Genomic DNA, 21,445 nt, shown 5'->3' with positions numbered 1-21,445 from the left:
AGATGACGCGGACGCCGTTGGACAGGGTGTGCAGGGAAGTCAGGACTTTATTCTTTCCTATCGCCTCGCACGCGGTGCGAGGCTGCTTGAGGAGCGTCTTTCTTGGCTCGACGCCGAAGCAGGGCCACATAGAAACCCACCAGCGCGATCGCCAGTCCGAACCATGTCATCGCATAGCCCAGATGGTTGTTCGAAAAGGCCGCAGGCGGCGCGGACGGCCTCAGGGCCGGGAACTCGGGATTGACGGCGGTGACGGCGAACACGGCTTCCGGCCGCACTGGACCCGTGACGTTCAGCGCCCTGGCCATGGCGGCGGTGTCGCGGGCGTAGAAGCGGCCGTCCCTCGGTGCGGGGCTCATGGCGCCCGGCTTGTCGAAGGTGCGGAGCTCTCCGACCAACACCAGCGGCAGGGTGGTCTCGACCACGCGCGGCCGCGCCGTCACCCCGTCGCCGACGAAGCCCCGGTCGATCAGCAGGCTGAAGTCCGCGCCTGCCGGTTTGCACGCCGAGATCAGCCGCACGCCGGCCTCCCCGTCATGAATGGACTGAAGCTCGATGAAGGGCGCGCTGGCCAGGCCCGGACAGACGATCAAGGCCTTGCGGAACTCCAGATCGCCCTCGCCCAGAACCTGATCCAGCGGCGCAGGCGGTTTCGCCGCCGCCGCATCGGCCGCCGCGATCAGGCCTTCCTTCCACTTCAGCCGCTCGACCTGCCACACGCCCAGGCCGATCAACAGGATCAGGGCCAGGACCGTCAGCACGGTCAGTATCCAGGGAAAACGCTTCATCGCTGATTCCGGTATTGCAGCCCGATCATCAGCCCCCGTCCCGGCCGCATCAAGGCCAGCGACAGGGCCACGACCAAAGGCAGCCAGACGATCAGATGCACCCACATCGGCGGATGAAATTTAATTTCGACGAACAGGGCCGAGAACCCGACGATAAATCCGGCGATCTGCATGATGAAGCTGGCCGGGCCGTCGCCCGTCTGGATGGTCGAATAATCCAGGCCGCAGACCGCGCAGGCCGGCGCCACCTTCAGAAAGCCCGCGAACAGCGCGCCCTGACCGCACCGGGGACAGCGCCCGCGCAAGGCCGCCCTGACCGGCGTGTCGGAAACGACGACGGCGCGGGACGATCCCTCGTCCCGCGCCGTCTTGAGGTCTTCAGGACCGTCTTGGATCAACCGAAGACGACATAGACGAAGGCGAACAGGAACAGCCAGACCACGTCCACGAAGTGCCAGTACCAGGCCGCCGCCTCGAAGCCGAAATGCTTCTGCGGGGTGAAGTCGCCGGCCAGCAGGCGGATCAGGCAGACCGCCAGGAAGATGGTGCCGATCAGGACGTGGAAGCCGTGGAAGCCCGTCGCCATGAAGAAGATCGAACCATACAGGCCCGAGTTCACGGCCTCTTCGTTGAAGAACAGGTGCTCGTGCAGGATGTGGTGATACTCATAGGCCTGAACGCACGTGAAGATCACGCCCAGCGCCACGGTGATGCCCAAGGCGATCTTGGCGCCCTTGCGGTCGCCGACCTGGATCGCGTGGTGCGCCCAGGTGACGGTGCAGCCGCTCAGCAGCAGGGTCACGGTGTTCAGCAGCGGCAGCTGCCAGGGGCTCAGGACCTCGACGCCCTTGGGCGGCCAGGTCGACCAGGCCTTGGCGGTGTCGGCCCAGGTCCCGACTTCCGGCGTCAACGCCCGCGATTCATGGAACAGGGCCATGTCGAAGAACATCCAGAAGAAGGCGACGAAGAACATCACCTCCGACGCGATGAACAGGATCATGCCGTAACGCAGGCCGATGGAGACGACCGGCGTATGGTCGCCCGCCTTGGATTCCTTGATCACGTCCGCCCACCAGCCGAAGGCCGAGATCAGCACGCCGGCCAGACCGGCGAAGAAGACGCCCGGCTTGCCCTCTGCCAGGAAGTTGGCGGCGATCGGGCCGCCGTCCGCCGGGGCCAGACCCTTCATCCAGATCACCGCGCCGATGAACATGATGGTCGCCGCAACGGACGACAGCAGCGGCCAGGGGCTGGGCGGCACCAGATGATAGTCGTGCTGCGGAGTGGCGTGGGCGTCAGCCATGTATCGCGTCTCTTCGTCGGCCAGAGTCGGTTGTTATAGCGGCTATAGCGTCCCCCTTTCCCCGACGCCAGAGCCGCGCCGCCTTTCGGCCTTGTTCAAGGCTGGGACACGCCGACATCTTTTCTCGTCACCCTCGGGCTTGTCCCGAGGGCCCACGCTGGATGCGTCTCCTATCTCACGGATGTTGCACAAACCGGAGCTCACGACTGGCTTCGAGTCAGACCCGCCGTAGGCTCTCGGGACAAGCCCGAGAGTGACGGTGACTTTGTACTCAGGCGTGGGATGTCTTCAACGCCGCGAACGCCTTGGCGGAAAAGGCCGACAGCGGCTGGGGCAGGTCCACCAGGTCGAACCAGCCGATCTCCGACAGCTTGTCCGGCTCGGTCAGCGTCGCCTCGCCGGTGAAGTCGCGCGTGACATAGATCAGCGACACCCAATGCTGGCCGTCGGCGGGAATGATCTCTTCGGCCAGGCACAGGAAATCGACGGCGCCGATCTTGAGCCCGCTCTCTTCCTCGGCCTCGCGGCGGGCGGCCTCGATGCTGGGCTCCATCAGGTCGACCTTGCCGCCGACGATGTTCCAGAACCCGGCCTCGGGCGCCTTGAGCCGCTTGCACAGCAGCACCCGTCCATCGGCGCGCTGGATCACCAGCCCGCAGCCGACGCCGGGAAAATCGACGCCCGGCCCACCTTTCTTGGCTTGGGGCGTCACGCCTTGGGCGCGTCCGGGGACGGATAGAAGGTGTAGCTCAGGGTGATGTCGCGCACGCCCTTGGCCTCGCGGTCGGCGGCCATTTCGGGGGCGATGAAATATTGCATCGGGAACTGGCGCGTCTCGCCGGGCGCCAGCGTCTGGTCGGTGAAGCAGAAGCATTGCAGCTTCAGGAAATACTGCCCCGTCTGTTCCGGCTCGACATTGTAGCTGGCCCGCACGAACAGCGGCTTGTCCGAGGTGTTGGTCACGTCGAAATAGGCCAGGCCCGTCTCGCCGATCCGCACGCGCTGCGTCGACTGCTCGGCCTTGAAGGTCATCGGCAGGCCGCGGACATTGGTGTCGAACCGCACCAGCACCGTCTCGTCCAGCACGATGTCCGAGGCCTTGTCGGCCTTCATCGTCGTGCCGCCGAAGCCGGTGACCTGGCAGAACATCCGGTACAGCGGCACCGCCGCGAACGCCGCGCCCGTCATCCCCATCACGCCGAAGACGCAGATGATGGCGATCAGATTCTTGCGGTTCGCGTTCATTGCGCCGTGGTCCCCGTCGCCGCCTCCAGCAGCGCCCGCTCGCTCGCCTGGTTCTGCTGCAGCCGCAGGACGGTGGTGCTGAAGACCAGCACGATGAAAGCGACCAGGGCCGCCGCGATCCAGACGTTGCGGCGCTTGCGCGCGCGAAGTTCCTCAGGCGTCAGACGCATGGTTTTACGCTCCCAGACCGGACAAGGCCTCGACCAGAAGGGCCGAGAACAGGGCCATCAGATAGAGGATGGAAAAGGCGAACAGGTCTCGCGCCGGTTTGGCCTGGGCGCGCACATCATACAATGCGGCCTCGCGTCCCACGGCCTCGGCCTTGTCGGGCTCGTCGCCCGCGCGCGAGCGATACAGGCGCAGCGCCAGGCCGAGGAAGCCCACGCCGCCGGCGACCGAAACCACCAGATAGATCAGGCCACCCAGACCCACGAAGGCGGGCGCGATGGCGACCGGCACGAACACCAGGGTGTAGAGCAGGATCTGCAACCGCGTGGATTTCGCCCCGCGCGCCACCGGCATCATCGGAATGCCCGCCTTGGCGTAGTCGCCGGCCGAATAGAGCGCCAGCGCCCAGCTGTGCGGCGGAGTCCACAGGAAGATGATGGCGAACAGCAGCCAGGCCTGCCACGGCGCCTGGCCCGTCGCCGCCGCCCAGCCGATCACCGGCGGAAAGGCGCCCGCCGCCCCGCCGATGACGATGTTCTGGGGCGTCCGACGCTTCAGCAGCAGGGTGTAGAAGCCGGCGTAATAGACGATGGTCATGGCCAGCAGACCCGCCGCCAGCCAGTTGGTGTTCATCCCCAGCAGCATGACCGAGAACAGGCTCAGGATGACGCCGAACGCCATCGCGTCGTTCTTCTTGACCCGCCCCGCCGCCACCGGACGGCCGCGCGTGCGCCGCATCAGGGCGTCGGTCTCGCCTTCCAGCGCCATGTTCAGCGCGCCGGCCGCGCCCGCGCCCACGGCGATGCACAGCACGGCGATGGCCGCGACCAGCGGATTGATCGACCCCGGCGCCACCACCAGGCCTGTCGCGGCGGTGAACACCACCAGCGACATCACGCGTGGCTTCAACAGCTGGAAGAAATCCTCCGGCTGGGCGGTCGAGATGGCGGGTGTGTTGAGGTCAGTCGGGGTCACGATGGTCATCTTCTACACCGTCACCCTCGGGCTTGTCCCGAGGGTCCACACATCCACGATACGAAAAGGGCCTCGAACATTCCGCCCGAGGCCCTTCGCAGTCTTTTGAGTCCGCTTCCGCCTTGGGCCCTCGGGACAAGCCCGAGGGTGACGGGAGGGGTTTAGTGTTCTTCTTCCTTGATCACAGGCAGTTCGTTGAACTGGTGCGTCGGCGGCGGCGAGGACAGGGTCCACTCCAGGGTCGTGGCGCCTTCGCCCCACGGGTTGGCGACGCCCGGACGACGACGGATCGCCGCCTCGGCCAGCATGATCAGGAAGACCAGCACGCCGAAGGCCGTGATCGCATAGCCGACCGACGACACGTGGTTCCACAGGGTGAACGCCTCGGGATAGTCGATGTAGCGGCGCGGCATGCCCTGCAGACCCAGGAAGTGCTGCGGGAAGAACACCAGGTTCACGCCCACGAACATGATCCAGAAGTGGGTCGCGCCCAGGAACTCGTTGTACTTCACGCCGAACATCTTCTCGAACCAGTAGTAGAAGCCCGCGAAGATGGCGAAGACGGCGCCCAGCGACAGGACGTAGTGGAAGTGGGCCACCACGTAATAGGTGTCGTGCAGGCTGTAATCGATGCCGGCGTTGGACAGGACCACGCCGGTCACGCCGCCGACGGTGAACAGGAAGATGAAGCCGATCGCCCACAGCATGGGCGTCTTGAAGCTGATTGACCCGCCCCACATGGTGGCGATCCAGCTGAAGATCTTCACGCCCGTCGGCACCGCGATGATCATGGTGGCGGCGATGAAATAGGCGCGCAGATTGATGCTCATGCCGACCGTGTACATGTGGTGCGCCCACACGATGAAGCCGACGAAGCCGATGGCCACCATGGCGTAGGCCATGGCCAGATAGCCGAACACTGGCTTGCGGCTGAAGGTCGAGACGATGTGGCTGATGATGCCGAAGCCCGGCAGGATCAGGATGTACACTTCCGGGTGGCCGAAGAACCAGAACAGGTGCTGGTACATGACCGGATCGCCGCCGCCGGCGGGATCGAAGAAGTGGGTGCCGAAGTTGCGATCCGTCAGCAGCATGGTGATGGCGCCGGCCAGAACGGGCAGGCTCAGCAGCAGGAGGAAGGCGGTGATCAGCACCGACCAGGCGAACAGCGGCATCCGGTGGATCGTCATGCCCGGCGCGCGCATGTTCAGGATGGTGGTGATGAAGTTGATCGCGCCCAGGATCGAGCTGGCGCCCGCGACGTGCAGGGCGAAAATGGCCAGGTCGAAGGCCGGCCCCACGTGGCCCGTGGTCGACAGCGGCGGATAGGCCGTCCAGCCCCCGCCGAAGCCCTTGCCCGGTCCCCCGTCGACGAACATCGACAGGATCAACAGACACCAGGCCGCGACCAGCAGCCAGAACGAGATGTTGTTCATGCGCGGGAAGGCCATGTCCGGCGCGCCGATCATGATCGGCACGAACCAGTTGCCGAAGCCGCCGATCATGGCGGGCATGACCATGAAGAAGATCATGATCAGGGCGTGGGCCGTGACCACGGCATTGTAGCCGTGCTTGGACTGCTCCACGAGACCCAGCAGCTGGATCGACGAGCCTTCGCGGAAGATCTGGATGCCCGGCTCGGCCAGTTCCCAGCGGATCAGACCCGACAGGGCCCCGCCCACGATGCCCGCCATGATGGCGAACATCAGATACAGGGTGCCGATGTCCTTGTGATTGGTGGACAGGAACCAGCGGGTGAAGAAGCCCACCTTGTGGTCGTCGTGATGATGGTGGTCGTGAGCGTGACCGAGGTCGGTCGCGTCGCGGGTTACGGTAGCGTCAGCCATATGTCTGTTCGCCTCTTACTGGGCGGCCGGCGCGGCGGGCGCCGCGGCGGGAACGGGTTGGGCGGCAGGAGCGCCAACGGGGGCGGTTGCGCCCGCCTCCGGGGTCGCGGCGGCTTCGCCGGCGGCGGGCGTCTCGGAGGTCGCGGCAGCCGGAGCGGCGGCGGCCGGCGCGGGCTCGGCGACCTTGGGGGTCATCGATCCGCCCTTGGAGGCGATCCACTGTTCGAACTGGGCCTGGGTCACGACCCGGATTTCCAGCGGCATGAAGGCGTGGTCGACGCCGCACAGTTCCGAGCACTGGCCATAGAAGACGCCGGTGCGCTCGGCCTTGAACCAGGTGGTGTTGATCCGGCCTGGAACGGCGTCGGTCTTCAGGCCGAACGCCGGCAGGGCGACGGCGTGGATGACGTCGGAGGCGGTGATGACCAGTTGCACGGTCTTGCCGACCGGCACGACCATCGGCTCGGTCGCGGCCAGGCGATACGGCACGCCCTTGGCCTTGGCTTCCTCTTCCGGGAGCATGTTGGAGATGTATTCGGCGACGCCCTGGTCCGGGTACTCATAGGCCCAGTTCCACTGGTTGCCGGTCACCTTCACCGTCACGTCCGGCGTCGGCATGTCGTGATAGGCGAACAGCAGGCGGAACGAGAACAGGGAGATGAAGACCAGGATCACCACCGGCAGCACGGTCCAGATGATCTCGACCGTGGTGTTGTGGCTCCAGCGCGCGGGCGTCGGATTGGACTTCTTGTTGTAGCGGAACACGATCCAGGCCAGCAGGCCCAGCACCAACAGGGTGATGGCCGTGATGATCGGCATCAGGATCACGTCGTGGAAGAAGTGCGCATCGTGCTTCAGCGGCGACGCAGCCGGCTGCAAGCCGATGCCGCCCGGCGTCGGCTGGCCCATCAGGTCCTGCGCCCACGTCGGCGACGCGGCGAACATCGCCAGTCCGGCGCCCAGAACGATCGAAGACGCAGAAGCCGAAGCCCCTTTGAGCGTCCCTAGGGCTCGCTTGCCCATCCCCATACGAGACTTCCCCATAAAACCGTTTTGCAGCAGATACTTGCGAATGGCTCGCAAGAGATCACGCTGGCGCGATTCCCACGCCCGGCGATCTCGGTCACCTATCGGATCGCTTTCGGCTTGCCAAGCGATCAACGCCACACAGGCCGCAAAGCCGCCTCCAACTCGCCTCGATTAAATCGCTGTCATGTTTCGCCAGCTACCTTGCGTCACAAGATACCTTGCCGTAGTCAATGGACATCAACAGGAGAGCCGAGGTGCCTGAAACCATCGAGATACAGCTGAAGAAGGGAGTGCTTGGACTGTGCGTCCTGGCGCTTCTGAACCGGGCGGACAGCTACGCCTACGAGATCGCCAGCCGCCTGTCGGACGCGATCGATATGGGGGAAGGAACCATCTACCCCCTGATGCGCCGCATGCAGTCGGACGGACAGGTGGAGACCTATCTGGTCGAATCCTCCGCCGGGCCTTCGCGCAAATACTACCGACTGACCGAAGCGGGCCGGGGGGCCCTCGCCGCCCAGACTGCCGAATGGTCCGCCTTCACCAAGGCCGTCGACGCCATCGTGGCGAACGACGCCGATCAGGGAGCCGCACAATGACGCGCGCCGAGTTCATCGATCGTCTGAAGGAAGGCCTCGTCGGCCTGCCGACCGCGACCGCCAACGACATCATCGCCGACTATCAGACCCATTTCGACGACGGCATCGCCGCCGGCCGGACCGAGGCCGAGGTCGCAACCGCCCTGGGCGATCCGATCCGCCTGGCCCGCGAGCTTAAGGCCGAGGCCGGCATCCAGCGCTGGCATCAGGAGAAGAACCCCTCCGCCGCCGCCGCCGCCGTCTTCGCGGTCCTGGGCCTGGGGGCGCTCGACATTCTGATCCTTCTGCCCCTGCTGATGGGCGTGGTCGGGACCGTGTTCGGCTTCTTCATCGCCGCCATCGCCCTGTTCATCTGCGGCGGCGTGATCATGGTCGCCGGGCCCTTCGCCGGCTTCCCCGGCGGTCCGTTCGCGGCGATCCTGATGGGTCTGGGCCTGATGGCCGGCTCCGTCTTCATCGGCGCCCTCTTGGCCATCTTCACCATCTGGCTGGTCAACGGCGTCGTCTGGTTCGCCCGCCTGCACTATCGCCTGCTGAAGCCAGCGCTGGAGTCTTCGCCCGTCCAACCCACCTCGACCTCGGGAGTTTCGGCATGATCCGCACATTGTTCATCATCGCCGGCGCCGCCCTGGTGCTGTGCCTGGTCACCGTCGGCGGCGCCCTCGCCATCGGCGGCCACGACCTCCAGCGCCACGGCTGGGCCTGGACTTTCAAGGACGACAACGGCGAAAGCGTCCGCTTCGAGCGGGTCAAGGGCGGCGGGACCGACGACCTCGGCCCCCTCACCACCCGCACCCTCGCCTGGACCGGCGGCGAGAGCCTGACCGTCGATTCCAGCATCGACGTCGAATACATCCAGGGCGACGCGAACACCGTCGTGATCACCGGGCCCAAGGGTCTGACCGACCGGGTCCGCCTGGTCGACGGCCGGCTGGACCTGGGCGACGGCGACGAACGGGTCGTGTTCGGCTGGGACAAGGGTAACTTTTCCGCCCGCTCCGAGCGTGACGAGCTGAAGGTCGTGGTCACCGCGCCGAAAGTGAACCGGTTCAACGCCAACGGTTCGGGCGACCTGCTGATCAACGCCTATGACCAGCCGTCGCTGGCGGTGGACATCGCCGGCTCGGCCGAGGTTACGGCCTCGGGTCGCACAGACGATCTGAAGGTGGAGATCGCCGGCTCGGGCGACGCCTCCCTCGGCGACCTGACGACCCGCGACGCCTCGGTGGACATCGCCGGCTCCGGCGACGCCCGCATCGCCCCGACGGGCCAGGTCAAGGTCGTCATCGCCGGCTCCGGCGACGTCGCCCTGGCCACCCGCGCCGCCAATGTGAACAGCACCGTCACCGGCTCCGGCGAGGTCTATCAGGACTGATCGACGCGACGTCGTCGAACCGAAGGGGGCTGGATCCATCCAGCCCCCTTTTTTTCTTCCCTCTCCCGTTGGGAGAGGGCTTGAGCGCACGACGGCGCAGCCGTCGTTCTGGCGCGAAAGGGTGAGGGTCGAATGGTGCGAACTGGCCCACCGCCCGGCCCTCATCCCGCCCTCCGGGCCACCTTCTCCCACCGGGAGAAGGATATTTCTCCGCCCTTCACCCCCCGCCCCATTCCCGCTAAGTCACCCGCATGACTTTCGCCCCCCTTCCCGACGCCGGCGCCAACTGGGTCGATCGGCATGCGCCGGAGGGGCTGAAGCCCTGGCTGAAGCTTGGGCGGTTCGACCGGCCCATCGGCATCTGGCTGCTGCTGCTGCCCGGCTGGCAGGGGATCGCACTGGCCCTGGCCCAGTATCGGCAACCGCCGGGCCTGTATGACCTGTGGCTGTTCGTCGGCTTCGCCATCGGCGCCTGTCTGATGCGGGCGGCGGGCTGCGCCTTCAACGACATCGTCGATCGCGACTTCGACGCCCAGGTCGCCCGCACCGCCCAGCGCCCCATTCCGTCGGGCCGGATCAGCGTCAAACAGGCCTGGGCCTTCGTGGTGGCGTGCAGCCTGATCAGCCTTTTGATCCTGCTGACCCTGCCGACCGTCGCCATCCTGTTGGGCGTCGGGTCGCTGGCCCTGGTCGCGGCCTATCCCTTCATGAAGCGGATCACCTGGTGGCCGCAGGCCTGGCTGGGCCTGACCTTCAACTGGGGGGCCCTGATGGGGTTCGCCGCCGCCCTGCCGCTGGCGGCTGCGGCGCTCCTGCTGCCCGCCGACATCGCCGGCGAGTTCCGCCCCTTCCTGTGGTCCCCGAGCAGCGACAGCGGCCATGCCATCGCCCTGGCCTGGCAGGCCTATGTCCCCGCCATCCTGCTCTACCTCGGCGGCGTCTTCTGGACCCTGGGCTACGACACCCTCTATGCGCTGCAAGACATCGAGGACGACGCCATGATCGGCGTGAAGTCCTCGGCCCGCCGTCTGGCCTCGGCCGTGCGGCCGGGCGTTGCGGTCTTCTATGTTCTGACGGTGATACTGGCCGCCCTGACCGGAATGGCCGCCGGCCTGGGTCCGCTGTTCTGGCTAGGCCTGGTCGCCTATGCCGCCCATCTGGCGCGTCAGGTCGTCCGCCTCGACCGCAACGACGGCGCCCTGGCGCTGAAACTGTTCAAGTCCAACCGCGAGGCCGGCTTCGTCCTGCTGGCCGCCATCGCGCTCGGATCCCTGGTTTGATGAAGGAGCCTCTCATGCCTCACGCCGCCCGTATCCTGCTGTTGTCGGTCGCCGTCGCCGCCACCCTGGCCGCCTGCCAGCGCAAGGAGGACAAGACCCAGGCCCCGGCCAAGGCGACGCCCGCCGCCGTCGCCGCGCCTGTGTCCAACACCCCGGTCGGCTATGACAGCAAGACCCCCTACGCCACCGTCAAACTGACCCTGCCCCAGGCGGTCAAGACCACGCCCGCCCTGCACGCCGCCCTCTATGCCGACATGGTGCGCGACCTGAAGCAGTTCGAAGAAGGCGCCCAGGCCGATCTCAGCGAGGCCGGCGGCGGCCCCAACCCCTATGAGAAGACCATCGCCTTCGCCCCCGGCGCCGAGACCGCCAAACTGGTCAGCCTGGCCCGCACGAACTTCGAGTTCACCGGCGGCGCGCATCCCAACACCAGTTTCGACGCCGTGATCTGGGACAAGACGACCAACAAACGGCTGGGCTTCGCCGACCTGTTCCGGCCGGGCGCCGACCTGTCGGTGCTGGACAAGGCCCTGTGCGCGGCCGCCAACGCCGCCAAACAGGCCCGCTCGCCGGGGTCTGAAACCGCCACCCTGGACGGCAAGATGTGGACCTGCCCCAAGGCCGTCTCGACCCCGTTTGTCCTGACCCCTGGCACGACGCCGGGCAAGGCGGGCGGCGTCACCTTCCTGATGGGGCCGTATCAGATCGGCCCCTATTCGGACGGCCCCTACTGGATCGCCCTGCCGCAGAGCGCCTTCCGCGCCCTGCTCAACCCCGCCTACGCCGACCAGTTCGACGGCGCCCCCGCCAAGGCCGGCGACGTGACGCCGAAGAACGGCTGATGACCGAGATTTCCGTCAAGATCGCCTATGAGGCCGCCTTCATTTTCATTCGCGAATACTACATTCGCGACGGGGGTAATTCGCAGGACATTGAAAGTCTTCTCAGCTCAATGATTCCGGGTCCTTCTGGACGATCAAGCGATCCTGCGATGAGAGAATTCTTCGAGGACGCCGTGGGCCAAGCGCTGAAGGAAGAATCCTCGCCGCTTTGATGCGGTAATCTTGGTAGCTCACTTCGCCAGGAACGCCTCCACCAGTTCGGCGAACCGCTCCGGCTGGTCGGCCATGATGAAGTGCCGCGACCCATCCACCCGCACCAGCGTCACCCCCGGCAGGGCCGAATACTCCCGCCCCCACATCCCGTCGGCCATCGCCGCCGGCGCGCCGCCGTCCGCATCAGAGGCGTAGATCGCCGTCACCGGCGTCGTCATGGCCGCCAGCCCCGGCCGCGCATCCGTGGTCATCACGTCCTTCAGCGCCGAGGCCACGGCGTGCCGGTCGCTGGCCAGCGACCAGTCGACGATCCGCGCCTGTTCGGCCGGCGTCCGCGACAGCGCCTTGGCCGTCGCCTCCTGCTGGGTGCGGAAGTCGGCGTCGTCGGCGTTCAGGATCATTCCCGCCGCCCGGTCCGCAAAGGGTCGCGCGCTCTCGGCCGTGGCAGTCGGCCCGTACATGGCGCTGTAGAAGGGCAGGGAATCCACCGTCATCAGCCGTCCGACCAGTTCGGGATGCTGCTGCGCCAGCAGCAGGCCGCTCAACCCGCCCATCGAATGGCCGATCACCGCCGGCCGATCCAGTCCGGCCTCGCGGATATAGCGCGCCAACTCTTCGACCTCTGGCTGGACGAAGGCCCCGTCGCCATGCGCCCACGCCTCGCCGGCGAACCCGGCCAGCTGCACCAGATGCACCCGGCGCGTCGCCTTCAGCCGATCCGCCGTCGTCCGCCACACCTCGCGAGACGAGGCCAGGCCGGGGATCAGGATCACGTCAGGCCCCGCCCCGACCACCTCGACCGACAGCCGGTCCGAGACGAAGGGAGCGGCGGCCGCAGGAACCGCGCGGCTCGTCTGAGGCTCGGCCCGCGCCTGATCGTTCGCAACGGCGCAGGCGATCAGAACGCCGAGGATGACGGCAAGGCGTGGCGGGGCGAAGACGCCCCGGCAAGGGCGAATGAAGTTCGACATCACAGTCTCCAATTGTAAGGTTATTCTGACTTTTCGGTCAGCCCGCGTGGGGGTTCTCGAATATCTCTTCGACCGGCCGTTCGAACACGGCGGCGATCCGATAGGCCAGGTCCAGCGACGGATCGTGCCGCTCGGTCTCCAGGGCGATCACCGCCTGGCGCGACACCCCCAGCGCCTGACCCATCTGTTCCTGGGTCCAGCCGCGCTCGACCCGCAGAAGCTTCAAACGGTTCTTCATCGGCTGGTCTTTATGAAGGGCGACACGACGCCATACATCGCCCAGAACACCGGCACGATCAGCCAGGTCTGCATATGCGGCGCCTCGGCGAAACTCTCGCCAAAGCCCCAGAAAGTCGCCACGGCCATCGCCAGGCCCGCCGCCACGATGAACTGTTTGGCGGTCACGCCCCGCACGAACTCGTCGCTTTCGCGCATCAGCGCCAAGGTCGCCCAGATCTGACCGATCACCGGCGCCGACAGCACCGCCGCCAGTCCCCACGCCGCCGGCGTCCCCACGACCTGATCGAACGCGTCGGTCGTCATCATCGATATGCAGATCGCGACATAGGGCACGGAAAACGCCATCGTGCGAATGATATAACGCCGATGCGCGGGCGTTCCGCTTTTCCAGGCAGCAAACATCTTGGGTCTCCTTATGTAACGACAACCTTACACCACGCTAATGTCATGTCAACCTGACCTTTTGTCAGGCTTGGCTAACATCGAGTAGGACCGCCTAGAAGGCTCGCACCACCCCGATTTCCGCTGCGACGCGACTGTAATCATAGATGCCAACGGTGGATTCGTTGTCCTCGAAACTGACCCTGACGGTCGGCGCGAAACCCGCCCAGGAAACCGCCCGCATCGTCATCCCTGCTCGCGCGGTCAGCAGCCACTCGCGCCGGCGCTCGGGAAACAGGAACAGCCGTTCATCGCCCTCGGTTCGCCGCGCCCCGCCCGAGGCGTAGATCGTGCCCCATCGGGTTTCGCGCCAGCCTGCGACCGTGACCCCGCCGGCCCAGGTCGCATAGCCCGGATCATTGGCCGTCTGTCGCGTGACGGAGGTCGCCAACGACAGCCCCGTCGCCGCGCTCAACGCCCGTTCATACGACAGCGACAGATCGTAGATTGCCCCGTCCTGCAGCGCGTTCTTCTCGTATCGCGCCTTGCTGGCGCTGCCTGAGGTCACCAGCTGCGATCGGGCGTCAACGGCGTGGACCCAGTCCACGGTCGCGGTCCGCGTGCGCGCGTAGCTTTCACCCCCGAACCAGCGATAGGTCTGTCCCACCGAGGGGCTCACCTTGTCCGCATCGCCCCGCCACTCCACCCCCAGCAGGGCCGAGGCCGAGATGTCGTTGAATCGGTCGTCACCATAGACATTGGCGAGGCCCGCAAAACGCGGCAGCAGCGAAATCCGATCGTTCAGACGGAGCTTTGCGAAGGCCTGTCCGACCGCGCGGCCACCCAGGCCGGATTGCGCGCGTGCGTCCTCCGACAGGGTCAAGGGCGCGATGATGGTGTCCAAGGTGCGGGCCTGGGTGGCGCGGTTGATGTTGCTGTCCGGCGCCAGGGCCAGCTCGATCGAGCCGCCGAACCGCTTCTGCGAACGCAAGGCCGCTGCGAACCGCTCGACCATCGGCGCGGCGTCGGGCGGAATGCCCGCCGCCTGGGCCTGACGCAACTCCCGTCGCGCCTCAGATTCCCGGCCCAGGGCGGCCAGCATGCGCGCCAACTCCAGCCGCGCGGCGATCACATCCGGCTTCTCGTCCAGCAGGGCGCGAAACGCCACCGCAGCGTCGGAGAACCGCCACAGATCGGCCAGCGTCAGCCCCTTGCGATAGCGCGCCTCGGCCCGGACGTCGGCGTCGGGATCTCTGGCCAAGGCGTCATACAGAGCCAGGGCGTCATCGGCGCTTCCCGCGTCTCGGCGCGCGTCCGCCAGGTCGAACAGCTGCGCCGCGCTCAGTCCCTCGATGGCTTCCTGCGCCTGGGCGTCCACGCCCGCCAGCAAGGCCAGGCACGCGCCCATGGCGACCCCCCGCCACAGGCCGCACCGATCATGCCGCCGCCTCACCGACGGCGTGCGACCGTAGCGCCCGTGATCAGCGTACCGCCCGATTGAACCGCTTCGGGCACGCGCAGGGTGAAGTCGCCGCCGATCTCTTCGCCGGAGGGGCCGAAGAATCGCGTGACCATGTCCCCGACCGACGCACCGTCCCGCGTAATCGTGGCGGCGCTGGTCTGTGATGTCAGCCGACCCGAGAAATCGTAGCGTCCGAAATCGACATTGCCGCTGTCGGCCCGGCCATCGAGGGCCAGGGCGCCGGTAAAGGCCTGGCGGCCGAAATCGACATCGAAGCTCGACGATCCGCGTACGTCATAGTGGACGCCGGAGGTGCGGTTTCCGGCCGCGCCATAGACCACGCCCTCGTATCGCGCATTGCCCGTTCGCGCCGCCAACAGATTGGCCGGCGTCTCCAGGCCATAGACGAAGTGGTGATACTGCCGCTCCGTTTCCACGGCGTTTCGCGCCACGCTCTGCCAGCGCCCCAGGCTTGCATAGGTCAGGGCCAGTTCACGGTTGGCCGGGCCCACCTTGTAAAGCTCCAGCCGAACGTCGGAACTGGCGAACGTCTTCTGGTAGGTGGTGAAGTTCGCATCGCCGCCGGTGATGATCGACGCAGTCGTGAACTCCCCGCCGGCCATGTTGGAGAGACCGGGGCCGAAGGACAGGTTTCCGCTGGTCCGATCCTGCAACTGGCCGATCATGCGATAGGTCCGCACATCCGTGCCGGGGCGACCGACGAGATCGGTCATGAACAGTCCCATGCCCTGCGCATAGAAGAGTTGCGGGGTGACCAGATCCGCCAGCGTCAGGTTGACGGGTTGGGCCGCGCCACGCTGCCCGGTGAAGCTGCCGGCTGCGGTTGCGCCATCGGCGTTTGTCGCGCTGAAACTGGCCCCCAGTTCCTCGGCGCCAGGGCCATAGAACCGGCCGGACAACGAACCGGACAGTTTCGCATTGCGACTGCCGAAGGTCACATTGCCCGAGAAGGTCGGATCGCCGCTGGACACCAGACCGGCGCCGATCAGCTCGATACCGCCGCCGACGACACCGCTTCCGGTAATCAGCCCCGTTTCCGTCAGATAGGTCTGGGTCGAGAAGACGCCGGCCAGGAAATCGACGTCGAACCGGCCCTCTCCCTGCAGCACGCTGGGTTCGAAGCCAGGCACGGTGCTCAGGGCGAAGACGTCGATGGCGAAGTTGGCGCGGCCGGTGCGCGGCGTGGCGGCGACGGGCGTGTTCAGCCCATAGACGAAGGTGGCGAACTTGTCGTTCTGGCGGCCTGCATTCGAGCTGGATTGCTGCCAGATGCCCAGGCCGACATAGCGATTGGGCGTGTTCCCGGAATAGGGGGTCGTAACCAGGGTCAGTCGATCATTACCCGCCGCTCCCGCCTTCAGGAACCGGGTCTCGCCTGGAACGCTCGTCGATACGACATCGGCGTTCGAGAAGGTCTGTGACCGTCCCGGCAAGGTCAGGGTATAGCTCTTGACGGCGGCGTTATAGGCCACAGAGAGGGTGGCGGGCGCGCCGCCGCTGCTGACGGTCGTGCCTGAGACGGTGTTGAACATGCTGTCGGACGTCGCCGCAGGTCCGGTGAAGGTCTGATCGACCCGCAAATCCGTGATCAAACTATTGGTCGGGGTCAGAGGAAGGCCCGGGTCACCGCCGTTTCCACCGCCTCCGCCGCCGCCACAGGCTGCGAGAATTGCCGCCGTCAGCGCCAGCGCGCCAGATTGAAGAATACGCATGTCGGACGCCCCACCTCTTAACGATGCCGATATCGAGCAGGACGCGGCCGGGGTCAAGCCAGCACAATCAGGACTGGATGAAAACGGAATTGGAAATCGCGCTCAGCGCGCAATCCCGCTCAGGCTGAAGCCACAAGACAGGTGAGCCAAAGTCCTCGATTTCAGCTAGTAGGCCACCCGATGACTGTCCTCGACCCCGCCGCCTTCATCCTCGCCAACACGCGTCTCCAGCCTGTGCCGCACGCGCCGGAGATCTCGTTGTGGCTGGCGAACGAGATCACCCCGATCTGGCGGCTGACGGAGGAGGAGCTGGGCGAGATGGGTGTGCCACCGCCCTTCTGGGCCTTCGCCTGGGCGGGCGGACAGGCGCTCAGCCGCTATATTCTGGATCACCCGCATGAAGTCGCCGGAAAGCGGGTGCTGGATTTCGCCGCCGGCTCGGGCCTGGTCGGGGTGGCGGCGATGCAGGCCGGCGCGACATCGGTCCTGTGCGCCGACATCGATCCCTTCTGCCGGGCGGCGGTGGACGCCAATGCAAGAGCCAACGGCGTGACGCTGCACTTCACCCAAGCCAATCTGCTGGACGCCGCCCCGCCGGATGTCGAGGTCATCTGCGCCGGCGACATCTGCTACGAACGCCCGATGACCGACGCCGTCCTGGCTTGGCTGGCCCAGGCCCGCGCCAGGGGAACGCGCGTCCTGATCGGCGATCCGGGGCGCACCTATTTCCCGCGCACGGGCCTGGATTTTCTGGCCGAATACCGCGTCCAGACCTCGCGAGAGCTGGAGGACCAGGAGATCAAACGGTCCTCCGTCTGGGCCATGCCTTAGGTCCCGGCTTACGCAGATTGGCCTAGTGCCGACCCTCGCCGAATTCCTCGATCATCTTGGCGTTGAAGGCCGGGATGTCGTCGGGCTTGCGGCTGGTGACCAGGCCCCGATCCACCACCACCTCTTCGTCCACAACGATCGCGCCCGCGTTCGTCAGGTCGGTGCGGATGCTCTCGAACGCCGTCAGGGTGCGCCCCTCGACCACGCCCGCCTCGATCAGCAGCCAGGGCGCGTGACAGATGGCGGCGACCGGCTTGCCCGCATCGAAGAAGGCCCGCACGAACTTCACCGCATCCGCATCGGCCCGCAGCAGGTCCGGGTTCGCAACCCCGCCCGGCAGCAGCAGGGCGGAGTATGACGCCGCATCCACCGCCGCCACCGCCTTGTCCGCCGTCACCTTCTCGCCCGGCGTCAGATGATCGAAGCCCTGGAACTCGCCGGCCTGCAACGACACGATCTCGACCACGGCGCCCGCATCCTTCAGCGCCTTCATCGGTTCATTCAGTTCGATCAACTCGACGCCGTCGGTCGCCAGGATGGCGACGGTCTTGCCGGAAAGGGTCTGGGCCATGGGATATGCTCCGTGTTGGAAAGAGGTTCGGCGCGATGAACCCACGACAAGTCAAAGGGTTGCGGCTCCGCTTGGCGCGACCGGCCTGCGCCCCCACATCCCCTCCATGCGACGCATCCTGACCCTGACGGCCCTGCTGGCGGCGAGCGCGACGCCCGCCCTGGCCCAGACCTATCCCCAGCCCGGCCGGCCCTATCCGACCTATCCGGGCGGCGTTCCTGCGGCCATCGCCGACCAGCATCGCTACGAAAACGACCGCCTGCGCACCCAATCCCAGTCCAACGCGAACGAGGCCCGCCAGCAGCAGATCGAGACCCAGCTTCGCCTGCGCGCCATCGAATCCGCGCGCGAAGCGGCGGCGTCCTACGCCCTGCCGCCCCGCCCGCTCTACAACCCCGAGCAGGAGCGGGCCTTGCGCCAGTCCGCCGCCGAACGCCGCCAGCAGACGGCCCAGGGCATGAGCCAGATCGACGACTGGCTGAACCGTCCCCAATGAAGCGTCACCCTGACGCATCCCTTCCCTTGCCCTTGCGTTCCGGCCTAGCTTAGGGGCGATCAGGCGGAGAACGACACATGCGCTGGCAGGGCGGACGGACAGGCGGCGGTGTCGAGGATCGGCGCGGCATGGGCGGCGGCGCAATCGCGGGCGGTGGCCTGGGCGTGGGGGTCCTGGCCATCATCGGCTATCTGGTCTTCGGCATCGATCCCTCGACCACGACCCAGTTGGCCAGCCAGTTCGGCGGAGTCGGCGCGGAACAGCAGCAGGGCCAGGTCGGCACGCCGAAGGATCAGGCCGGACGCTTTGTCGATGTCATCGGCAGCAACATCGATGATGTCTGGGCGCAGAAGCTGAAAGGCTATCAGCGCCCCAATGTCGTCATCTACGAACAGGGCACCCAGACCGGCTGCGGCATGGGCCAGTCCGCGATGGGCCCCTTCTATTGCCCGACCGACAAGACCGTCTACCTAGACCTCGGTTTCTGGCAGGAGATGGAGACCCAGTTGGGCGCATCGGGCGCCGACTTCGCCCGCGCCTATGTCATCGCCCACGAGTTCGGCCATCACATCCAGACCCTGACCGGCACATCGGATCAGGTTCGTCAGGCCCAGCAACGCGCCGCCGGTCAGGCCGAGGCCAACCAGTATTCCGTCGCCTTGGAGCTTCAGGCCGACTGCTACGCCGGCGTCTGGGCCAAGAACGCCGCAGCCGTCTCGAACGGTCAGGTCGCCCTTGAACCCGGAGACATCGAGGAAGGCATGAAGACCGCCCAGGCCATCGGCGACGATACCCTGCAGCGCCGCGGCGGCGGTCGGGTGTCGCCCGAAAGCTTCACACATGGCTCTTCGGCCCAGCGGGTCGAATGGCTGCAGCGCGGCTATCAGTCGGGCGACCCGGCGTCCTGCGACACCTTCAGCGGCGCCTGATCGCCTCCACGCGACCCTTCCGCCTGCCCGCGCGTTTTACCGTGCCTGAAAAACGATAGACCCATGCACCCCCACGCCGGCCTGACCGCACGCCCCGAAGACCTGATCGACCTCGACGCCCTGATCGGCGCCTATGAGGCGGTGCGGCCGGACATGACCGACCCGATGCAGCGGGTGGTGTTCGGCACCTCGGGCCACCGGGGCTCCAGCCTGGACGGCGCCTTCAACAAGGCCCACATCCTCGCCATCGCCCAGTCGATCGCCGAATACCGCGCGGCCCAGGGCGTCGACGGCCCGCTGTTTCTCGGTCGCGACACCCACGGCCTGTCCGAGCCCGCCTTCCGCACCACACTGGAAGTCCTGATCGCCAACGGGGTCGAGGTGCTGATCGACGCCCGCGACGGCTTCACCCCCACCCCGGCGGTCTCGCACGCCATCCTGACCTACAACCGCACGAACACGCGTAAAGCCGACGGCGTCCTGATCACCCCGTCGCACAATCCGCCCCGCGACGGCGGCATCAAATACAATCCTCCCTCGGGCGGCCCGGCCGGGGGCGAGGCCACCGCCGCCATCGCCGCCCGCGCCAACCAGTTGATAGAGGGCGGCCTGACCGAGGTCCGGCGCATCCCCTTCGCCCAGGCCCATGCGGCGGCGGGCCGGTTCGACTACCTGTCCGCCTATATTGACGACCTGCCCAGCGTGCTGGACCTGGACGCCATCCGCAACGCCGGGGTCCGCATCGGCGCCGATCCGCTGGGCGGCGCGGCCGTCGCCTATTGGGGCGAGATCGCCACGCGCCACCGGCTGAACCTGACGGTGGTCAACGACGCCGTCGATCCGCGCTGGGCCTTCATGCCGCTGGACGCCGACGGCAAGATCCGCATGGACTGTTCGTCGCCCTGCGCCATGGCCGGTCTGATCGGCATGATGAAGGGCGGCTCGGCCTACGACGTCGCCTTCGGCAACGACGCCGACGCCGATCGCCACGGCATCGTCACCCCCGACGCCGGGCTGATGAACCCCAACCACTTCCTGGCCGCCGCCATCGCCTATCTGTTCGCCAATCGGCCCGCCTGGGGCGCGGACGTGGCGGTGGGCAAGACCCTGGTCTCATCATCGATGATCGACCGCGTCGTCGCCGGAATGGGGCGCCGCCTCTTGGAAGTCCCCGTCGGCTTCAAACATTTCGTGCCCGGCCTGCTGGACGGAACCGTCGGCTTCGGCGGCGAGGAATCGGCCGGCGCCTCCTTCCTGCGCCACGACGGCACGGTCTGGACCACCGACAAGGACGGTCTCCTCCTGTGCCTGCTGGCCGCCGAGATTCAGGCCCGCACGGGCCAGAGCGCCAGCCAGCTCTACGCCGGACTGACCGACCAATACGGCGCGCCCGTCTATGCCCGCGTCGATGCTCCGGCGAACCGCACGCAGAAGGCCCGCCTCGCCGCCCTCAGTCCCTCGGACATCACCGCCACCACCCTGGCCGGCCAGCCGATCACCGACATCCTGACCAAGGCCCCCGGCAACGGCGAGGCCATCGGCGGCCTCAAGGTCGTAACCGCCGACGCCTGGTTCGCCGCCCGCCCCTCGGGCACCGAGGATGTCTACAAGATCTACGCCGAGTCCTTCCTCGGCCCCGACCACCTGGCCACCGTACAGGCCGAGGCCAGGGCCGTGGTGGCGACGGCGCTGGCGGGCTGAAGTCCGTGAGCGTCCGGCGCTTCGAGATCTTCGCAGACTATTTCCAGTTCTACGTCTGCGACGAGACCTACGTCACCGACACCGCCGCCCTGTGGGGCCCGGCCAGCGACCCCATGCTGGCCGTCGGCCCCGACCTGATCGCTGTGGGAACGGCGCGCAACATGCTGGTCCCGGTCGAGCTCGAAATACTGCCCGCAGAGCCGACGCCCGACCCGGACGCCTGGGACCAGGTCCGCGACTGCGGCCTCAACCTGTCCAGCGGAACCCTGATCGTGTTCGGCTGCACCGACGATCCGGCCGAGGCCGAGCGCATCGCCGTGCCCGCCGGCGACTATGCCGCCCGCGTTTCGCACGGCGGACTGGACACCCTCTCCGAAGACGGCCTGGACGGCGACGACCGCTATCGCATCCAGCTCTGGCCCGGCGCGGTGCGTCCGATGACGGTGGTCAAAGGCCCCGCCTAGGC

26 protein-coding genes are annotated in these 21,445 nt (G+C 66.9%); 11 read left to right on the top strand and 15 right to left on the bottom strand.

Going from position 1 to position 21,445, the window contains the following annotated elements; translation table 11 throughout:
* Window positions 1-47 precede the first annotated feature (47 nt).
* The 9 genes from ACQY72_RS13155 to coxB form a co-directional block, all read right to left on the bottom strand.
* Window positions 48-788, bottom strand: a complete 741-nt coding sequence (locus tag ACQY72_RS13155) for an SURF1 family protein (RefSeq protein WP_428154069.1) — start codon at window positions 786-788, stop codon at window positions 48-50.
* Entirely contained in the window at window positions 785-1,186 is a 402-nt protein-coding gene (locus tag ACQY72_RS13150; protein ID WP_428154068.1) for a DUF983 domain-containing protein, read from the bottom strand. The genes ACQY72_RS13155 and ACQY72_RS13150 overlap by 4 nt, the downstream gene beginning before the upstream one ends.
* Entirely contained in the window at window positions 1,183-2,091 is a 909-nt protein-coding gene (locus tag ACQY72_RS13145) for a cytochrome c oxidase subunit 3 (protein WP_428154067.1), read from the bottom strand. The genes ACQY72_RS13150 and ACQY72_RS13145 overlap by 4 nt, the downstream gene beginning before the upstream one ends.
* 271 nt (window positions 2,092-2,362) lie before the next feature.
* Window positions 2,363-2,803, bottom strand: a complete 441-nt coding sequence (locus ACQY72_RS13140) for an NUDIX domain-containing protein (protein ID WP_428154065.1) — start codon at window positions 2,801-2,803, stop codon at window positions 2,363-2,365.
* Window positions 2,800-3,336: a cytochrome c oxidase assembly protein gene (locus ACQY72_RS13135; RefSeq protein WP_428154064.1), complete on the bottom strand. Its 537-nt coding sequence runs from the start codon at window positions 3,334-3,336 to the stop codon at window positions 2,800-2,802. Before ACQY72_RS13135 ends, ACQY72_RS13140 begins: the two co-directional genes overlap by 4 nt.
* On the bottom strand, window positions 3,333-3,506 hold the full coding sequence (locus ACQY72_RS13130) for a hypothetical protein (protein ID WP_346494853.1): 174 nt from the start codon (window positions 3,504-3,506) through the stop codon (window positions 3,333-3,335). The genes ACQY72_RS13135 and ACQY72_RS13130 overlap by 4 nt, the downstream gene beginning before the upstream one ends.
* Window positions 3,507-3,510: 4 nt before the next feature.
* Window positions 3,511-4,488, bottom strand: a complete 978-nt coding sequence (gene cyoE / locus ACQY72_RS13125; protein ID WP_428154063.1) for a heme o synthase — start codon at window positions 4,486-4,488, stop codon at window positions 3,511-3,513.
* Window positions 4,489-4,640: 152 nt separating this feature from the next.
* A complete protein-coding gene (ctaD, locus tag ACQY72_RS13120; RefSeq protein ID WP_428154062.1) occupies window positions 4,641-6,326 on the bottom strand; it encodes a cytochrome c oxidase subunit I in 1,686 nt (561 codons plus the stop codon).
* 15 nt (window positions 6,327-6,341) lie between these two features.
* Window positions 6,342-7,355, bottom strand: a complete 1,014-nt coding sequence (gene coxB / locus ACQY72_RS13115) for a cytochrome c oxidase subunit II (protein WP_428156711.1) — start codon at window positions 7,353-7,355, stop codon at window positions 6,342-6,344.
* A gap of 254 nt (window positions 7,356-7,609) precedes the next feature.
* On the opposite strand from coxB, the gene ACQY72_RS13110 reads away from it, so the two are divergent.
* The 6 genes from ACQY72_RS13110 (at window position 7,610) to ACQY72_RS13085 (ending at window position 11,663) form a co-directional block, all read left to right on the top strand.
* Entirely contained in the window at window positions 7,610-7,954 is a 345-nt protein-coding gene (locus tag ACQY72_RS13110; protein WP_159846234.1) for a PadR family transcriptional regulator, read from the top strand.
* Window positions 7,951-8,550 (top strand): DUF1700 domain-containing protein, encoded by a 600-nt coding sequence (locus tag ACQY72_RS13105; RefSeq protein WP_428154061.1) that lies wholly within the window; start codon window positions 7,951-7,953, stop codon window positions 8,548-8,550. The genes ACQY72_RS13110 and ACQY72_RS13105 overlap by 4 nt, the downstream gene beginning before the upstream one ends.
* Window positions 8,547-9,329, top strand: coding sequence for a GIN domain-containing protein (locus ACQY72_RS13100; RefSeq protein WP_428154060.1), 783 nt, complete (start codon window positions 8,547-8,549; stop codon window positions 9,327-9,329). Before ACQY72_RS13105 ends, ACQY72_RS13100 begins: the two co-directional genes overlap by 4 nt.
* A 251-nt stretch (window positions 9,330-9,580) precedes the next feature.
* Window positions 9,581-10,609, top strand: coding sequence for a UbiA family prenyltransferase (locus tag ACQY72_RS13095; RefSeq protein WP_428154059.1), 1,029 nt, complete (start codon window positions 9,581-9,583; stop codon window positions 10,607-10,609).
* Window positions 10,610-10,623: 14 nt separating this feature from the next.
* Complete coding sequence (locus ACQY72_RS13090; RefSeq protein ID WP_428154058.1) at window positions 10,624-11,451, top strand: DUF3298 and DUF4163 domain-containing protein; 828 nt, start codon at window positions 10,624-10,626, stop codon at window positions 11,449-11,451.
* On the top strand, window positions 11,451-11,663 hold the full coding sequence (locus tag ACQY72_RS13085) for a hypothetical protein (protein WP_428154056.1): 213 nt from the start codon (window positions 11,451-11,453) through the stop codon (window positions 11,661-11,663). The genes ACQY72_RS13090 and ACQY72_RS13085 overlap by 1 nt, the downstream gene beginning before the upstream one ends.
* A gap of 18 nt (window positions 11,664-11,681) precedes the next feature.
* Here the strand turns inward: ACQY72_RS13085 and ACQY72_RS13080 are convergent, their stop codons facing one another.
* From ACQY72_RS13080 to ACQY72_RS13060, 5 genes are all read right to left on the bottom strand, one after another.
* Complete coding sequence (locus ACQY72_RS13080; protein WP_428154055.1) at window positions 11,682-12,635, bottom strand: alpha/beta fold hydrolase; 954 nt, start codon at window positions 12,633-12,635, stop codon at window positions 11,682-11,684.
* A gap of 37 nt (window positions 12,636-12,672) precedes the next feature.
* A complete protein-coding gene (locus ACQY72_RS13075) occupies window positions 12,673-12,873 on the bottom strand; it encodes a helix-turn-helix transcriptional regulator (protein ID WP_039244155.1) in 201 nt (66 codons plus the stop codon).
* The gene (locus ACQY72_RS13070) at window positions 12,870-13,277 is read right to left on the bottom strand and encodes a hypothetical protein (protein ID WP_428154054.1); all 408 of its coding nucleotides are present in this window, start codon (window positions 13,275-13,277) and stop codon (window positions 12,870-12,872) included. Before ACQY72_RS13070 ends, ACQY72_RS13075 begins: the two co-directional genes overlap by 4 nt.
* Window positions 13,278-13,371: 94 nt before the next feature.
* Window positions 13,372-14,664, bottom strand: a complete 1,293-nt coding sequence (locus ACQY72_RS13065; RefSeq protein ID WP_428154052.1) for a surface lipoprotein assembly modifier — start codon at window positions 14,662-14,664, stop codon at window positions 13,372-13,374.
* A gap of 41 nt (window positions 14,665-14,705) precedes the next feature.
* Window positions 14,706-16,451 carry a transferrin-binding protein-like solute binding protein gene (locus ACQY72_RS13060; RefSeq protein ID WP_428154051.1) on the bottom strand — a complete coding sequence of 582 codons (1,746 nt, stop codon included), beginning with the start codon at window positions 16,449-16,451 and terminating at the stop codon, window positions 14,706-14,708.
* Between the two features lie 180 nt (window positions 16,452-16,631).
* Between ACQY72_RS13060 and ACQY72_RS13055 the strand changes: the two genes are divergently transcribed.
* On the top strand, window positions 16,632-17,282 hold the full coding sequence (locus tag ACQY72_RS13055) for a class I SAM-dependent methyltransferase (protein ID WP_428154049.1): 651 nt from the start codon (window positions 16,632-16,634) through the stop codon (window positions 17,280-17,282).
* Between the two features lie 22 nt (window positions 17,283-17,304).
* Here ACQY72_RS13055 and ACQY72_RS13050 read toward each other — a convergent pair whose 3' ends face one another.
* Window positions 17,305-17,853: a type 1 glutamine amidotransferase domain-containing protein gene (locus ACQY72_RS13050; RefSeq protein ID WP_428154047.1), complete on the bottom strand. Its 549-nt coding sequence runs from the start codon at window positions 17,851-17,853 to the stop codon at window positions 17,305-17,307.
* A 106-nt stretch (window positions 17,854-17,959) separates the two neighbouring features.
* On the opposite strand from ACQY72_RS13050, the gene ACQY72_RS13045 reads away from it, so the two are divergent.
* The 4 genes from ACQY72_RS13045 to ACQY72_RS13030 all read left to right on the top strand — a co-directional run bounded on the left by ACQY72_RS13045 (window position 17,960) and on the right by ACQY72_RS13030 (window position 21,443).
* Entirely contained in the window at window positions 17,960-18,349 is a 390-nt protein-coding gene (locus ACQY72_RS13045; protein ID WP_428154045.1) for a hypothetical protein, read from the top strand.
* A gap of 77 nt (window positions 18,350-18,426) precedes the next feature.
* Window positions 18,427-19,278 carry a KPN_02809 family neutral zinc metallopeptidase gene (gene ypfJ, locus ACQY72_RS13040; protein WP_428154043.1) on the top strand — a complete coding sequence of 284 codons (852 nt, stop codon included), beginning with the start codon at window positions 18,427-18,429 and terminating at the stop codon, window positions 19,276-19,278.
* Between the two features lie 63 nt (window positions 19,279-19,341).
* The gene (pgm, locus tag ACQY72_RS13035) at window positions 19,342-20,979 is read left to right on the top strand and encodes a phosphoglucomutase (alpha-D-glucose-1,6-bisphosphate-dependent) (RefSeq protein WP_428154041.1); all 1,638 of its coding nucleotides are present in this window, start codon (window positions 19,342-19,344) and stop codon (window positions 20,977-20,979) included.
* 5 nt (window positions 20,980-20,984) lie between these two features.
* Window positions 20,985-21,443 (top strand): hypothetical protein, encoded by a 459-nt coding sequence (locus tag ACQY72_RS13030; protein WP_428154040.1) that lies wholly within the window; start codon window positions 20,985-20,987, stop codon window positions 21,441-21,443.
* Window positions 21,444-21,445 lie beyond the last annotated feature (2 nt).

Source organism: Brevundimonas sp., assembly GCF_965279155.1.
Taxonomy (GTDB): Bacteria; Pseudomonadota; Alphaproteobacteria; order Caulobacterales; family Caulobacteraceae; genus Brevundimonas.
Note: the sequence above shows the minus strand (reverse complement) of the source record. Positions and strands in the feature narration are given on the sequence as shown.